The 14,835-nt window shown below is 73.1% G+C and carries 12 protein-coding genes; 6 read left to right on the forward strand and 6 right to left on the reverse strand.

The window, feature by feature from the left end:
* Nucleotides 1–6: 6 nt before the first annotated feature.
* From WME76_RS39940 to WME76_RS39955, 4 genes are all read left to right on the forward strand, one after another.
* Nucleotides 7–816 (forward strand): succinate dehydrogenase cytochrome b558 subunit, encoded by an 810-nt coding sequence (locus WME76_RS39940; protein WP_437957394.1) that lies wholly within the window; start codon nt 7–9, stop codon nt 814–816.
* A gap of 54 nt (nt 817–870) precedes the next feature.
* The gene (gene sdhA / locus WME76_RS39945) at nt 871–2,913 is read left to right on the forward strand and encodes a succinate dehydrogenase flavoprotein subunit (protein WP_437957395.1); all 2,043 of its coding nucleotides are present in this window, start codon (nt 871–873) and stop codon (nt 2,911–2,913) included.
* Between the two features lies 1 nt (nt 2,914).
* Nucleotides 2,915–3,736 (forward strand): succinate dehydrogenase iron-sulfur subunit, encoded by an 822-nt coding sequence (gene sdhB / locus WME76_RS39950; RefSeq protein ID WP_437957396.1) that lies wholly within the window; start codon nt 2,915–2,917, stop codon nt 3,734–3,736.
* A gap of 121 nt (nt 3,737–3,857) precedes the next feature.
* Nucleotides 3,858–4,115: a hypothetical protein gene (locus WME76_RS39955; RefSeq protein ID WP_437957397.1), complete on the forward strand. Its 258-nt coding sequence runs from the start codon at nt 3,858–3,860 to the stop codon at nt 4,113–4,115.
* A gap of 126 nt (nt 4,116–4,241) precedes the next feature.
* Here the strand turns inward: WME76_RS39955 and WME76_RS39960 are convergent, their stop codons facing one another.
* The 6 genes from WME76_RS39960 to WME76_RS39985 all read right to left on the reverse strand — a co-directional run bounded on the left by WME76_RS39960 (nt 4,242) and on the right by WME76_RS39985 (nt 10,230).
* Nucleotides 4,242–4,808 (reverse strand): hypothetical protein, encoded by a 567-nt coding sequence (locus WME76_RS39960; RefSeq protein ID WP_437957398.1) that lies wholly within the window; start codon nt 4,806–4,808, stop codon nt 4,242–4,244.
* A gap of 77 nt (nt 4,809–4,885) precedes the next feature.
* Complete coding sequence (locus WME76_RS39965) at nt 4,886–5,770, reverse strand: branched-chain amino acid ABC transporter permease (RefSeq protein ID WP_437957399.1); 885 nt, start codon at nt 5,768–5,770, stop codon at nt 4,886–4,888.
* 52 nt (nt 5,771–5,822) lie between these two features.
* Entirely contained in the window at nt 5,823–7,022 is a 1,200-nt protein-coding gene (locus tag WME76_RS39970; RefSeq protein ID WP_437957400.1) for an ABC transporter substrate-binding protein, read from the reverse strand.
* A 235-nt stretch (nt 7,023–7,257) separates the two neighbouring features.
* Nucleotides 7,258–8,004 carry a TlyA family RNA methyltransferase gene (locus tag WME76_RS39975; protein WP_437957401.1) on the reverse strand — a complete coding sequence of 249 codons (747 nt, stop codon included), beginning with the start codon at nt 8,002–8,004 and terminating at the stop codon, nt 7,258–7,260.
* Nucleotides 8,001–9,032 (reverse strand): ABC transporter substrate-binding protein, encoded by a 1,032-nt coding sequence (locus WME76_RS39980; protein ID WP_437957402.1) that lies wholly within the window; start codon nt 9,030–9,032, stop codon nt 8,001–8,003. Before WME76_RS39980 ends, WME76_RS39975 begins: the two co-directional genes overlap by 4 nt.
* The gene (locus WME76_RS39985; protein WP_437957403.1) at nt 9,025–10,230 is read right to left on the reverse strand and encodes a trypsin-like serine peptidase; all 1,206 of its coding nucleotides are present in this window, start codon (nt 10,228–10,230) and stop codon (nt 9,025–9,027) included. The genes WME76_RS39980 and WME76_RS39985 overlap by 8 nt, the downstream gene beginning before the upstream one ends.
* Before the next feature lie 271 nt (nt 10,231–10,501).
* Between WME76_RS39985 and WME76_RS39990 the strand changes: the two genes are divergently transcribed.
* On the forward strand, nt 10,502–13,207 hold the full coding sequence (locus tag WME76_RS39990) for a DNA internalization-related competence protein ComEC/Rec2 (protein WP_437957404.1): 2,706 nt from the start codon (nt 10,502–10,504) through the stop codon (nt 13,205–13,207).
* Between the two features lie 107 nt (nt 13,208–13,314).
* Entirely contained in the window at nt 13,315–14,805 is a 1,491-nt protein-coding gene (locus WME76_RS39995; RefSeq protein WP_437957405.1) for a B12-binding domain-containing radical SAM protein, read from the forward strand.
* Nucleotides 14,806–14,835: the final 30 nt, after the last annotated feature.

The following is a 14,835-nucleotide window of genomic DNA, read 5'->3' on the forward strand; positions in this document are numbered from 1 at the left end:
GTCAGCGTGTCCGAGGCAACCCCCGCGAGATCGCTCTCTTCCGAGAGCCGCCGGTCCTTTCTCCTGCGCAAGCTGCATTCTCTCACCGGCGCCCTCCCAGTGGGCGGTTTCCTGCTGTTTCATTTCTGGACGAACGCGAAGGCGCTCCAGGGGCAGGAGCGGTTCGACGCGGCGGTCGCGGAGATCTCGCACATGCCGTACCTGCCGGTGCTCGAGATCGGGCTCGTCGTGCTGCCCCTCGCGTTCCACGCCCTCTACGGCGTCAAGCTGGCGCTCGAGGGCAGGCCGAACGTGGGCCGCTACGCGTACTCGCGCAACTGGATGTACACGATGCAGCGGGTCACGGGGCTGCTCGCCTTCGCGTTCATCGCGCTCCACCTCTGGCAGTACTGGGCGCAGAAGTGGCTGGGCCGGATGGCGCCCGAGGAGTTCTACCCGCGGCTGTGCGCCAGCATGTCGTCGACGATGGGCGGCGTCCCGGTGATGGCGCTGATCTACATCTTCGGCATCGCGGCGAGCGTGTTCCACTTCGCCAACGGCCTCTGGGGCTTCTGCTTCTCGTGGGGCGTCACCGTGTCGCGCCGGGCGCAGCGGACGGCCGCGGTGGTCTTCGGCCTCGTCGGCCTCCTCGTCTTCGTGCTCGGCGCCAACACCGTCGTGTACTTCGCGACCGGCGCGCCGTTCCCCGGCACCCCGAGCCCGGCCGCCGACGGCGCCCGCACCTGCGCGGACATCGCGTCTCCGACCGCGGCGCGCGGCGCCGGCGCGGGCGCGGCGAACGACCCGCGCGAGCTGGCGGCGCCGGCCTCGCACTGATCATCGTAGCGGCCGCGCCCGGGTGGGAGCGGCGCGGGAGCACTGGAATCGAACATGGCCGCGAAGAGCACGACGAGGAGCGAGGGGGGGAAGGTTCGGCGCGTTGTCGTCGTCGGTGGCGGCCTCGCCGGCCTGATGACGGTGATCAAGCTGTGCGAGGCGAAGGTCCCGGTCGACCTCATCTCCCTCGTGCCGGTGAAGCGCTCGCACTCGGTGTGCGCGCAGGGCGGCATCAACGCCTCGGTGAACACGAAGGGCGAGGGCGACAGCCCCCAGGTGCACCTCGAGGAGACGGCCTACGGGGGCGACTTCCTCGCGAACCAGCCGCCGGTCAAGGGCATGGCGGAGGCCGCGCCGGGCATCGTGAACATGCTCGATCGGATGGGCGTGCCGTTCAACCGGACGCCCGAGGGCCTGCTCGACTTCCGCCGCTTCGGCGGCACGCTGTACCACCGCACGGCGTTCGCCGGCGCGACGACGGGGCAGCAGCTCCTCTACGCGCTCGACGAGCAGGTGCGCCGGTTCGAGCTCGCCGACGTGACCGACGAGCACGGCGTGTCGATCCCGGGCGAGAAGATGGTCCGGAAGCACGAGTTCTGGGACTTCCTCGGGGCGATCCTCGACGACTCCGGCACGTGCGTGGGCTGCGTCGCGCAGGACCTGAAATCGATGCAGATCCGCGCGTTTACCGGTGACGCGGTCGTGCTCGCGACCGGCGGCTGCGGCATCGTGTTCGGCCGCTCCACGCTGAGCGTCATCTGCACCGGGACGGCGGCGTCGGCGGTCTACCAGCAGGGCGCGGTGTACGCGAACGGCGAGTTCATCCAGGTGCACCCGACGGCGATCCCGGGCGCCGACAAGCTGCGGCTCATCTCGGAGAGCGCGCGCGGCGAGGGCGGCCGCGTCTGGGTGCCGAAGGACAAGACCGACGCGCGGAGCCCGCGGGACATCCCCGAGAAGGAGCGCGACTACCTGCTCGAGCGGATGTACCCCGGCTACGGCAACCTCGTCCCCCGGGACATCGCGGCGCGCGCGATCTTCAAGACGTGCTTCCACGAGGGGCGCGGCATCTGGAACGCCGCGACGGGCAGGAACGAGAACGAGGTTTACCTCGATCTCACGCACAAGGACGAGAAGTTCCTCCGGGCGAAGCTCGCGGGCATCCTCGAGATCTACGAGAAGTTCGCCGGCACCGACCCGTACCGGAACCCGATGAAGGTGTTCCCGGCGGTCCATTACTCGATGGGCGGCCTGTGGGTCGACTACGAGGCGGACGCGCGGGGCTCGCTCAAGGCCGGGTCGCCGCGCAACCACGCGACGAGCATCCCGGGCCTCTACGCGGTCGGCGAGGTGGACTATCAGTACCACGGGGCGAACCGGCTCGGCGCCAACTCGCTGCTCTCGTGCATCTATGGCGGCCTCGTGTGCGGGCCGGCCGTGGCGAGCTATCAGAAGAGCATCCGGCGGAGCGCCCTGGACTTGCCGCGCTCGATCTTCGACAAGGCCGAGAAGCGCGCCGAGGCCGATTACCAGCGCATCCTGACGCAGAACCAGGACGCGAAGCAGCCGGAGAACGCCTATCGGCTGCACCAGGAGCTCGGCGACATGATGCTGCGCGACTGCACGATCGAGCGCGACAACGCGACGCTCGACCGGGTGCTCGAGAAGCTCGGCGAGCTCGAGGAGCGGGCCGGCCGGATCCGGTGCACGGACACGGCGCCGCGGGTGAACCAGGGGGCGCAGTTCGTGCGGCATTTCGAGAACATGCTGGTGCTCGCGCGGGTGATCGCCGAGGGCGCGAGGCGCCGCGACGAGTCGCGCGGGGCGCATTACAAGCCGGAGTTCCCGGTGCGGAACGACGCCGAGTGGCAGCGCACGACGCTGGCGCGGCACGAGGAGAGGGGCGCGGTGAGGTTCGTCCGCGAGTTCGACTACGTGTGCGCCGGCCAGTCGGTCCACGTGACCGACGCCGTGGACACGTCGCTGGTGGCGCCGCGGGAGCGCAAGTACGAGCAGGCGGGCGCGGCGAGCGCGGCGAGCGTCGCGAACGTCGCGAACGTCCAGACGACCGGCAAGCTGTCGCAGAAGAGCGTGTAGCATGGCCAAGGCGAGCGAAGACAAGGCGAACGGGGCGGCGGCGCCGGCGCAGGCGCGGGGCGAGGGCCGGCTGGTGCACCTGCGCGTGCGGCGGCAGGACACCGCGGATCGACCGGAGTCGCGGCGCTGGGAGGAGTTCAAGGTCCCCTACCTGCCGCAGATGAACGTGATCAGCGCGCTCCAGCAGATCCAGAAGGAGCCGCGGACCGCGGACGGCAAGGAGGTGGCTCCGGTCGTCTGGGAGGCGGTCTGTCTGGAGGAGGTGTGCGGCTCGTGCACGATGGTGATCAACGGCCGGGTCCGTCAGGCCTGCTCGGCGCTCATCGACCAGATCGCGCCGAAGGGCGAGGTGATCACGCTGGAGCCGATGTCCAAGTTCCCGCTGGTGCGCGACCTGCTCGTCGACCGGAGCCGGATGTTCGAGGACATGAAGCGCGTGCGCGCGTGGATCGACATCGACGGCACGCACGAGCTCGGCCCCGGTCCGCGCGAGTCGCCGGAGCGTCAGGAGGAGCGATACCCGCTCTCCCGCTGCATGACGTGCGGCTGCTGCGTCGAGGCGTGCCCGCAGTACAACGACGGGACGAAGTTCGTCGGCGCCTTCGCGATCAACCTGGTGCGGCTCTACAACATGCACCCTTCCGGGGCGATGCACGAGAACGAGCGCCTCGAGTCGGTGATGGGCGAGGGGGGTATCACCGATTGCGGCAAGTCGCAGAACTGCGTCGAGGTGTGCCCGAAGGAGATCCCCCTCGTCGACTCGCTCGCGCAGGTCGCCCGCGACACGACGAAGCGCATGCTGTTCGGGTGGCTGCTGAATTAGGCGCCGGCCGTGCGTCAATCGACCGGCGCCGGGCGCCCGGGACGGTCGCCGATGGCGCACGTGTGGACCCAGGGGCGACGATGGGGCCTCGGCCAGGCGTTCGGGGTATACTGGGCTCTGGATGGATCCCGCGCACATCCGAGCGTTCGCCGAGCGGAGTCGAGCAGAGGTTGAGCAGCGCAAGCTCGACCACTGGGGTCGCACATACCGCGAGCAGGGCTTCCGGGCGACGCTCCAGGCCGGCCATGCGCTGTACGACCACGCGCGACGCGTGCGCCCGGATTTCCCGACGGAGCGGGAGCGCGCCGAGGATCTGGCGCATCATATCGAGTTGAAGCGCCTGCTTGAACGAGCGTCACGTGCGTTCGCCGTTCGTTGAGCTCCTCGGGGCGCTTGCGGGCGTGTTCTCTCGGCTCGGCGCCGGGTGGTACCTTTTCGGAGCGCAAGCGGCGCTGCTCCACGGGGCGCGAAGCCCGATGACCCGTCGTCACCGCCGATCCCGATACTACGGAAACGGCGCGCCCATGCCGAAGCCGAAGCCGCTCCCGAACCCCAGCCGGACCGGCTCCGTCGTGGACTGCCGCTCCAGCTTCCGGAAGCGCATCCCGAGCACGTGCGTGAGCAGCGTGCACGCCTGGTGCGCGCGCGGCGTCACGTCGCACCCCATCCAGACGCCGAACGGCTGGCGCTCGCCGTCGTCGGCGTAGCGGATCACCGCGCCGCTCTGGGCGACCGTGAGCCAGGCGTTCGCCTCGCCCGGCAGCGAGGCGTGCAGCACGCCGATCGTGCCCAGCGCGTCGTCGTTCGGGCCGGTGACCCGGCCGTCCTGCTCGAGCAGCGCCACGGGCTCGGCCTCCAGGCCGAACACCCGCCCGCCGCGATCCACGTTGAGCTGGTGGTCGCCGTTCACGAGGACCTTGCCGTCCGGCATGACGTCGATCGCCACGTCGGCGTAGACCCAGCGGGCGCGGGGGATGTCGAGCAGCGCGCCGCCGCGAGCCCAGTTGGCCGGGGGCGTCGCGGCGCACGCCGCCAGGAGCGAGAGCGGCACGACGAGAGCGAGGCGTCGCATGCGCCGAGCATACCGCAGGAGCCGCCGGCGCGTCGGCCGGCGCGTCGGCCGGCGCGTCAGCCGACGTTCGGCCGGGGCTACACCTTCTCGGTCCCCGTCGTGCCGAGCAGGCCCGTCGGCTTGACGAGGAGCACCCCGATCAGCACCGCGAACACGAGGACGTCCTGCAGGCCGGAGTACGGCGTCAGCTTCGTCATCTCGCCGATGATCCCGATCAGCATGCCGCCGAGCATCGCGCCCGTGATGTTGCCGATGCCGCCGATGACCGCCGCCACGAAGGCGCGGTTGCCGATCACCACGCCCATCGTGGGGTACACCTGCGACTGGTCGAGGCAGTAGAGCACCGCGCCCACCGCCGCGAGCATCGAGCCCGTGAGGAAGGTGAGCGCGATGATGCGGCCCGTGCGGATGCCCATCAGCCGCGCGGCCTCGATGTTCACGCTGAGCGCGCGCATCGCCTTGCCCGTCCAGGTGCGCCGCACCAGGAGCTCCAGCCCGATCATCACCAGGATCGACGAGACGAAGATCACCTTGCGCGTGTGCTCGATCGGCAGGAGCTGCGGATACCCGCGGTAGCGGGCGGTGAAGAGGAGCTGCGCCAGGTTCTGGAGGAGCACGCTCATCCCGAGCGCCGTCACGAGCGGCGTGATCCGGGTGTTCGCGAGGCCCCGGCCCCGGGAGCGCAGCGGCGCGTAAGCCACCCTCTCGACGAGCACCCCGAGGACGCCCGCGAAGGCCATCGCGCAGAGGGTGCCGCCCACGCCCGCGACGAGCGGCGCGTCCTGGGCGCCGAACGCCGTTATCCCGAAGAGCCCGGCGAACGCGCCCATCATGAACACCTCGCTATGAGCGAAGTTGATGAGCTTGAGGATGCCGTAAACCATCGTGTAGCCGAGGGCGACGAGGGCGATCATCGACCCCTGGGCGAGCCCCGTGATCAGGGCATTCACGACCTTCTCCATGGAGACCCCTTCGCCGCGGGCGCGGTGTGGACCGCGCGCGCGGGCACGACCACTACTGCTTCGCGGCCTTCTCGTTGACCGTCGCGTAGTAGGTAAACTGCTTGTCCTTGATCCGGACGATCACCACCGGCTTGTCGGCGTTGCGGTTCTCATCGATGGTGATGACCCCCGTCGCGCCCTGGAAGCCCTTGGTCTCCTGGATCGCCTGCCGGATCGCGTCCGGCGTCATCTCCTTGGCGCGGCCCATCGCGTCGGCGAGCAGCCTGGCCGCGTCGTAGCCCTGGGCGGCGATGCTCGACGGCGTGCGCTTGTACCTCTCCTGGTACTTCTTCACGAATGCCTGCGAGTTGGGCCAGGGGACGTCGGGCGCGTAGTGGTTCGTGAAGTAAGCGCCGTCGAGCTCCTCGGCGGCGTCGCGCAGGAGCTCGTTCGCGTCCCACCCGTCGCTGCCGACGAACATGCTGCCCGGCACGCCCGCGGCCTTGGCCTGCCGCGCGATCGGGGCCATGTTCGTGTAATAGATCGGCGCGTAGATCATCTCGGGGTTCGCCGACTTGAGCTCGTTGATGTACGTCGTGAAGTTGGTCTCCTTCTTGAGGAAGCTCTTCTCCATGACGATCTCGCCGCCAAGGCGCTTCACCTCGGCGCGGAACTCGTTGGCGAGGCCGGACGAGTAGAGGTCGTCGGAGGCGAAGAAGAGCCCGACCTTCTTCTTGCCCAGCGTGCTCACGATGAACTGCGCGCCCATCTGGCCCTGCACGTCGTCCGTGAAGCAGGCGCGGAACACGAACGGGCCGACCTTCGTGACGTCCGGGTTCGTGGACGACGGCGAGATCATCGGCACCTTCTTCTTGTTGGCGACGATGCCGCCGGCGCGCGACCGGGACGAGGCGACCTCGCCGAGGAGCGCGAGCACGTGGTCCCGATCGATGAGCTGGAGGACCTTGTTGGTCGCCTCCTCCGGCTTCGACTTGTTGTCCTCGTAGAGGACGTTGATCGGCTTGCCCTTGACCCCGCCGGCCTTGTTGATCTCGTCGATGGCGAGGTCGATACCCTCCTTGGAGTCGACGCCGAACGCCGTCTCCTCGCCCGACAGGCTGAAGTAGGCGCCGACCTTCCACTCGGGGTCGTCCTTCGCGTGCTTCGCCGGGTCGCCGCCCGAGCCCTCGCTCTTCTTGCCGCAGCCGAGCGCCATCGCGCTCAGCGCGAGCGCCCCGGCGATCATCCTCACCAAACCCCGTCGTCCGAGCATGTCGTCGTCCTCCCTGTCGCCGGGCCGCGCCGCGTGGGTCGCCCGCCCCGGTGGCCATGGCCGCGCGCTCAACCCATGGCCGAGAGCGCGTGTACTCGTCGCGTCTACCATTGTCCACGCGGCACGTCAGCATTGTCGGGCCGCGGCGCGCTCCGCGAAGGTGGCCTTAAGTGTGCGATTCTCCACGGATTCCGCCGGCCGAGCCCGCCGTGATCCGCGCGGCGCGGAGGGAGCGCTAGCCGGCGCGCCGCGCGTGGACGAAGTGCTCGACGTTCCCCTTCGGGCCGCGCACGGCGCTGTCGACCTCACCGACGACCGAGAAGCCCGCGGCCTCGATGGCCTGGCGGGCCTCGGCGATCGCCGCGAGGCGGGTCGACTCGTCCCGGATGACGCCGCGGCCGCGGGCGGCGGCCTCGCGGCCCGCCTCGAACTGCGGCTTGACCAGCGCGACGAGGTCGCCCGACGGGCGGAGCAGGCGGGCGATCGCGTCGATCAGCCGCGCGATGCTGATGAACGACGCGTCGACGACGACGAGGTCGATGGGGGCGTCGAAGTCCTCCCGCTGGAGCTCGCGGGCGTTGACCCGGTCGCGGACCACGACGCGCGGATCGGCGCGGAGCTTGCTGGCGAGCTGGCCGTAGCCGACGTCGACCGCGAAGACCCGCGCCGCGCCGCGCTGGAGCAGGCAGTCGGTGAAGCCGCCGGTCGAGGCGCCCACGTCGACGCACGTCTTCCCCGCCACGTCGAGGCCGTGCGCCTCGAAGGCCGCGAGCGCGTGCTCGAGCTTGTCGCCGCCCCGCGAGACGAACCGGGGGCCCGCGGCGACGTGGAGCTCCGCGTCCTCCGGGAGCAGCGTCCCCGGCTTGTCGATGCGGCGGGGCCCGGAGGTGACCTTGCCGGCCATGATCAGCGCCTGCGCCTCGGTCCGCGAGCCGACGAGCTCGCGGGCGACGAGCAGCGCGTCCGCGCGCACGCGGGTCACGGCGCCCTCGAGGCCGGGCGCACGAGGCCCGCGCCGCCGCCGGGGGAGAGGGGAACGGCCGCCGCGTCGGAGAGCGCCAGCGCGTCGCCGTGGAGCGCCCGCGCGACGGCGGCGAGCCCGTCGCCGATGCGCGGCCCGGGGCGCAGCGCGACGTCGGTGCGGAGCGGGCGCAGGCGCCCCTCGCGCACCGCGCGCAGCGAGCGCCAGCCGGGCGCGTCCCTGAGCTGCGCCAGCCTCGCGGAGCCCTCCTGCGCCTCGGCGTCGCCGGCCGTGCCGTCGAGCAGCACGTCGGGGTCGAGCGCGAGCAGGTGCTCGACGCTGATCGACGGGTAGGGGCCGCCGCGGGCGATCGCGTTCTCGCCGCCGGCGAGCCGGATGAGCTCGTCGGCGAAGCTGCCGGGGCCCGCGGCGAAGATGGGCGAGGTGTCGAACAGCAGGGCGACCCGGACGCGCGGCGCGCCCTTCACGGCCTGCTCGACCGCGGCGCGGCGCGCGCGGATCCGGCCGATCGCCTGCTCCGCGCCGGGGGCCGCGTCGAGCCGCCGCCCGAGCTCCGCGAGCATGTCCTCGATCTGCGCGAGCGACTCGGTCTCGGGGAAGAAGGTCGCGATCCCCTGGCCGCGCAGCGCCTCCTCGAGCGCCGGCCCGGCGGGCCCGCGGGCGCCGGCGACGAGGGTCGGCGAGAGCGCGACGATCGCCTCGATGCTCGGGTCGGCGTAGCCGCCGACGCTGGGCAGGCGGAGCACCTCGGGCGGGTGGTCGCAGTGGCGGGAGCGGCCGACGAGCGCCGCGCCGGCCCCGATCGCGCAGACCGCCTCCGTGGTGCTCGGCGACAGCGAGACGACGCGCGCCCCGCCGGCGGCGGCCGGGGCGCGGCGCCCGCACGCCGCGAGCGCGACCGCGGCGAGCGCCGTGAGCGCGGCCCGCCTCGGGAGCGCGCGGCCGAGGGCGAAAGGCTCGAGCGCGGCGCCCGGCGCTTTTGCGTCCGGCGCGACGCGCGGCGTGGAGGCGCGACGATCTTCAGCCAAGCCGGTCCCGGTCGCGCCGCCGACGCCGCAGGCCCGCGACGGCGCCGAGGCCCGCCGCGCCGAGCAGCCAGGGGACGGGCTTCGTCGGATCCGGCCGCGGGTTGCTGATGCTGCAGGAGCCGCTCGACGCCTCGGCGTCCCCGTCCTTGACGACGTCCTCCTCGCCATCGCCGCCGTCCTCGGACGGGGGCGGCTCGGGGAGCTTCGCGCAGAAGCCGAGCGCTGCGTCGCACCCGTACCCGTTCGGGCAGGTCGCCAGCTCGGTGCAGGGGCGGGTGCAGTAGCCGTCGAGGCAGGCGTTCGTCGCGCACTGCTCCGCCTGCTCGCAGGCGCCGCCGACCTCGGCCGAGTAGACGGGGTCGGTGGGGAAGCCGGTCGCCCAGCCGGGCGGCTCGTACCCTCCAAGGCTCGCGGCGCGCACGGTCGTCTCCTTAATCCATTCCGCCCAGCCGTACACATAGCCGTAGATCGGGTACTCGCAGCCCTCGGCGCCGCGCGAGGTCACGCCGATCACGCGGTGCATCAGATCGAGGCTGGGCCCGCCCGAGTCCCCCTCGCAGATGCCGGTGTCCCCGACCCACTCCGTGGACTTCACCACGGACGCCGGGCAGCCGTCGGCCACGCAATCGATGAAGAGGTTGTCGCGGCGCCGCCGCAGGCCCGCGCCGGTGCTCCTGTCGTTCGTCGCGCCGAAGCCGACCGCGTAGTACTCCTCGCCCTGCTTCAGGGGCACGTCGACGCGCGGCACGAGCGGCGCGGCGTCGCTCTCCGGGATCAGCTCGTCGAGGATCAGGATCGCCTGGTCGTTGCCGCAGAAGCTGTCGGCGTCGTCGCCGGGGAGCAGGACGATCTCGCTGCCGCGGTAGAAATACGAGGACTCGCCGATCTCCGCGTCGGTCGTGGCGAAGATCTTCCGGGCGAGGTGCGTGTCCGTGAACTTCGTGGAACGGCAGGTGATCTGGCCGTCCGTCTCATTGGCCATGTCCGACACGCAATGCCGGGCTGTCAGCACCACGTTCGGCGCGATCAGGCTCCCCGTGCAGATGGCGCCGATCTCGGCGTTGTAGATGCCCACGACGGCCTTGTCGCCGTTGTCCAGGTAACCGTCCTGGATGGCATCTCGCGTCTCACCGGTCTCATCAGGCGGCTCCAGGGCCGAGCTGCACGCTGTTGCAGTGAGTCCCAGGGCAAGAATCAAGATGACTCTGGGCGAGCAATACGACATCGAGAGCCTCCAAGTACTGCAATGTAGGTGCGACGAGCTCCGAGGCGTCGCATCGAGCGAAAGAGTCTAGAGGGGAATGTGCGGTCATGCACGCGCGCTGCGCGCGATGAACGACTCGGCTCGTTGCATGCACCACATAAATTGACTGCCCGAGAGCTCTTGCAGGGTACTCGCGTAACGGACGTTACCCAGCTCCGCCATGGCGGCGCCAGGGCCAGGGCGACCGGCGCCGTGACGAAAAGCCGTGGAAACGTGCGCGGCCCGGGTGTTGCGGGGCGACGCGGCCGTGATCGATCCCGTCCTGCTCTTCGGGCTCGCGCTCGCCGCGGGCGCGCCGCTCGCCCTCTCTCCGCTGCCCACCGCGCTCGCGGCGGCGCTCGCCGCGGCGGCGCTCCGCCGCAGGGCCGGCCCCGTCGCGCTCGCCGCCGCCGCGGTGGCGCTCGTCGTCGGCGGGCTCCGCGCCCGCGCGCTGCTCGACGACGCGGGCGGCCTTCATGAAGGCGCCGCCGCGCTGCTGCAGCCGCCGGCGCGCTGCGAGGTGACGTGCGCCGTCGTCGGCTCGCCGGTCGTGATCGGAGCGACGCAGCGAGCGGACGGGGCGACACGGCGAACGGACGGGGTCGCGCACGCGGCAGGCGAGGCGGCGCACGCGGCAGGCGAGGCGGCGCACGGGGCCGACGAGGCGGCGCATGCGGCAGACGAGGCGGCGCAGCGAGCGGACGGCGAGGCGCCGGACGCGCGCATCGACGTGGAGATCGCCGGCGGCACCTGCGGCGGGCGAGCGCTGGCGCACCCGCTCCGGGCGCGCCTTCACGGAGCGCCGCGCGAGCTCGCGCGGGGCGACCGGCTCGAGGTGCTCGTCGACCTCGCGCCGATCCACCTGTTCCGGAACGAGGGCCTCCGGGACGCGACCGCCGCGGTCGCGCGGAGCGGGATCGTCGCGAGCGGCACGATCGTCGACGCGCGGCGGATCTCGGAGGGTCGCTCGATCGGCGCGGCCGTCGATCGCGCGCGGGCCTTCGTGCGCGGCCGCATCGAGGCCACGTTCCACCCCGAGGCGGCCGCGCTCGGGCGCGCGCTCGTGCTCGGCGAGACCGACCTCGCGCCCGAGGACCAGGACGCGTTCCGCGAGAGCGGCCTCGCGCACCTGCTCGCGGTCTCGGGGACGCACCTCATCCTCGCGGTGGCGGGCTTCGCGGCGGCGCTCCGGGCGATCCTCGTCCGCGTCGACCCGATCGCGGCGCGGTGGGACGCGGGCCGCATCACCGCGGCCCTGTGCGTGCCGGCCGCGTGGCTCTACGCCGACTTCGCCGGCGGCGGCGGCTCGGCGATGCGCGCCGCCGCGATGCTCACCTGCGCGATGGGCGCCCGGCTCCTCGGCCTCCGATCGGTCGGCGTCCGCAACTTCGCCCTGTCGCTCGCGGGCGCCGCGGCCGTCGATCCGCTGGTCGCGTGCGATCTCTCGTTCGGCCTCTCGGCCGCCGCGACCGCCGGGCTGCTCTGGCTGCAGCGGCCGCTCGCCGCGCTGCTCGTCCCCCGCGAGCGCTCGCCCGGCGGCGCCGACGACCGCGCGGACGGCGGCGACCCCGGCAACCCCGCGGACCCCGCGGACGGCGCGCTGCCCGCCTCGTCGCCGCGCGCGCTCGCGCGCAAGCTCCTCGCGCCGCTCGCGACGACGCTCGCCGCCATGTTCGGGTGCGCGCCGCTGCTGCTCCTGAACAGCGAGACGTTCCCGCTGCTCGGCGTGGCCGCGAACGTGGTCGCCGCGCCGATCGGCGAGCTGGCGGCGCTCCCGTTCTGCCTCGCGCACGCGGTGCTCTCGTGGTGGCCGCCCGTCGAGCGCGGGTGCGCGCTCGTCGGCTCCGGCGCGCTGCTCGCCGTGCGCGCCGTCGCCCGCGCCTCGGCGGACACCGGCGTGGTGCTGCGCCTGCCGGAGCCGTCGCCCGTCCAGCTCGCCGCGCTCGCCGCCGCGATCGCGCTCGCGTGGGCCGCGGAGCGCCGCGCCCGGCGCCTCGCGGCGCTCGCCGCCGGCGCCGCCGCGTGGCTGCTGCTCGAGGGGGTCGCCGTGCGCGCCGGGGCGCCCCGCGGCGCGCTGCGCGTCAGCGTCCTCGACGTGGGGCAGGGCGACGCGATCCTGATCGACCTCCCCGAGGGCGGGGCGATGCTCGTGGACGCCGGCGGCTTCGTGGGCAGCCCTGTCGATCCGGGGGCGCGCGTGATCCGGCCGCTCTTGCGAGCGCGCCGCCGTGCGCGCCTCGACGCTGTCGTCCTCTCGCACCCGCACCCCGATCACTTCGGCGGCCTCCCCGCCGTCGTCGCGGGCGTCGAGGTCGGCGAGCTCTGGGACACCGGCCAGGGCGAGGCCGAGGGCGCCGGCCCGGTCTACGCGAGGTTGCTGTCGGACCTGCGCCGGCGCGGCGTGCCCGTCGTGCGGCCCGGCGCGCTGTGCGGCAGGCCGCGGGTGCTCTCGGGGGCGACGATCGAGGTGCTCGCGCCGTGCCCCGAGCTCCACCCGGACCGGGGCGCCAACGACAACTCGTTCGTCCTGCGCATCTCCTACGGGGCGCGCTCCGCGCTGCTCGTGGGCGACGCGGAGCACGAGGCCGAGGACGCGCTCGTCGCGCGGTACGGCGCCGCGCTCCGCGCCGACCTGCTCAAGGTCGGCCATCACGGCAGCAGGACGTCGACCGGCGCGGCGCTCCTGGCGGCCGTCGACCCCTCGGTCGCCGCCGTGTCCTGCGGCGTCCGCAACCGCTTCGGGCACCCGAGCCCCGAGGTCCTCTCCCGGCTCTCGGCCCGCGGCGTCGCGATCGCGCGCATGGACCGCGGCGGCGCCCTGATCTGGGAGACCGACGGCGAGCGCGTCCTCTGGTCCCGCCCCGGCCAGCCGCCGAGCCCGGCCCCCGACCGGCCCGGCGCGGCGGGCGGGACCTCCGGCCCGGGGAGGTGAGCCGGCGGCGGTGAGGCGGAAGGAACCGGCAGAAACCCGCGCTCCGGACGGCCGCCCGTCCGCCCCGCGTCCTTGCGCCTGGACGTCCCCTGAGGGACGCTCCGTCGATGTCTCGTAGCGCGATGACGACCACGATCCGCCGCCGGCTCGCGAGCGAGATCGGTCGTATCGACAAGCAGGCGCCCTTCCGCGTCGCGCTGTCTTACCCGTCCCCGTACCGAGCTGGCATGAGCTCGCTCGGCTTCCTCCAGATCTACAAGATGATCCAGGCCGAGCCCGGGATGGCGTGCGAGCGCGCCTTCCTGCCGGACGACGAGGGTCAGGGCGCCGAGGGCGCTCCGGTCACGTACGAGGGGCTCCGCCCCCTCTCCGACTTTCCGGTCATCGCGCTCTCCGTGGCCTACGAGCTCGAGCTCGCCGGCGTCGTCCGCCTGCTCGAGCTCGCGGGGCTGCCCGCCCTCCGGGAGGAGCGCGACGGCCGCCACCCGTTCGTCCTCGCGGGCGGTCCGCTCACGTTCTCCAACCCGCTGCCGCTCGCGGTGTTCGCCGACGCGATCCTCATGGGCGAGGCCGACACGCTGGCGGTCGAGGTGCTGCGCCTGCTGCGGGACGCCCCCTCGCGCGAGGCCGCGCTCGACGAGCTGGCGCGCGTCCCCCACGTCTTCGTGCCCGCGCGCCACGGCGCCGAGATGCCCCCGGTCGCCCAGTGCGACAGCGCGCTCCTGCCCGCGTGGTCGCCGATCCGCGCCGAGGAGACCGAGCTCTCGAACATGTTCCTCATCGAGGCGGAGCGGGGCTGCTCGCGCGGGTGCACCTACTGCGTGATGCGCCGCTCGACCAACGGCGGCATGCGCATCGTCCCGAAGGAGCGCCTCCTCGAGCTCGTCCCCGAGGACGCGCGGCGCGTCGGCCTGGTCGGCGCCGCGGTCAGCGACCACCCGAAGATCGTCGAGGTGGTCCGCACGCTCGCCGAGCGGGGGTGCGAGGTCGGGCTGAGCAGCCTCCGGCCGGACCGGCTGACCGACGAGTTCGTCGGCGCGCTGCGGCTCGCGGGCTACAAGACGCTCACGACGGCGATGGACGGCACGAGCGAGCGCGTCCGCGAGACGCTCGAGCGGCGCGCGCGGCCCCGCCACCTCCAGCGGGCGGCCGAGCTGGCGCGGCAGCACGGCATGAACCGGCTCAAGCTGTACCTCATGGTCGGCGTCCCCGGCGAGACGGACGAGGACGTCGACGAGTGCGTGTCGTTCGTCGCGGAGCTCTCCCGCATCGTGCCGGTCGCGCTCGGGATCGCGCCGTTTTGCCCGAAGCGCAACACGCCGCTGCACGGCGCGCGCTTCGCGGGCATCGACGTCGTGAACAAGCGCCTCGACCGGCTCCGCCGCGGGCTGCGCGGCCGCGCCGACGTGCGGGCCACGAGCGCGCGCTGGGCGTGGGTCGAGGCGGTGCTCGCCGCCGGGGGCGAGGCCGAGGGCCGCGCGGTGCTGCAGGCCGTGCACGCGGGCGGCTCGTTCCGCGACTACGAGCGCGCGTTCGAGAAGATCACGCGGCCGGAGCCGCCGCGCCGCCAGGGCCTGCCGCTCCTCGCGGCCGGGTGAGCGGGGTAGCGGCCCGCGAGGATCCGAGGC

It is taken from the genome of Sorangium sp. So ce119 (assembly GCF_051524405.1).
Taxonomy (GTDB): domain Bacteria; phylum Myxococcota_A; class Polyangia; order Polyangiales; family Polyangiaceae; genus Sorangium; species Sorangium cellulosum_G.

Coding starts and splice junctions, on each gene's coding strand:
- sdhA (WP_437957395.1), top strand. CDS start 871: ATGGCCGCGAAGAGCACGACGAGGAGCGAGGGGGGGAAGGTTCGGCGC.
- sdhB (WP_437957396.1), top strand. CDS start 2,915: ATGGCCAAGGCGAGCGAAGACAAGGCGAACGGGGCGGCGGCGCCGGCG.
- WME76_RS39955 (WP_437957397.1), top strand. CDS start 3,858: ATGGATCCCGCGCACATCCGAGCGTTCGCCGAGCGGAGTCGAGCAGAG.
- WME76_RS39960 (WP_437957398.1), bottom strand. CDS start 4,808: ATGCGACGCCTCGCTCTCGTCGTGCCGCTCTCGCTCCTGGCGGCGTGC.
- WME76_RS39965 (WP_437957399.1), bottom strand. CDS start 5,770: ATGGAGAAGGTCGTGAATGCCCTGATCACGGGGCTCGCCCAGGGGTCG.
- WME76_RS39970 (WP_437957400.1), bottom strand. CDS start 7,022: ATGCTCGGACGACGGGGTTTGGTGAGGATGATCGCCGGGGCGCTCGCG.
- WME76_RS39995 (WP_437957405.1), top strand. CDS start 13,315: ATGTCTCGTAGCGCGATGACGACCACGATCCGCCGCCGGCTCGCGAGC.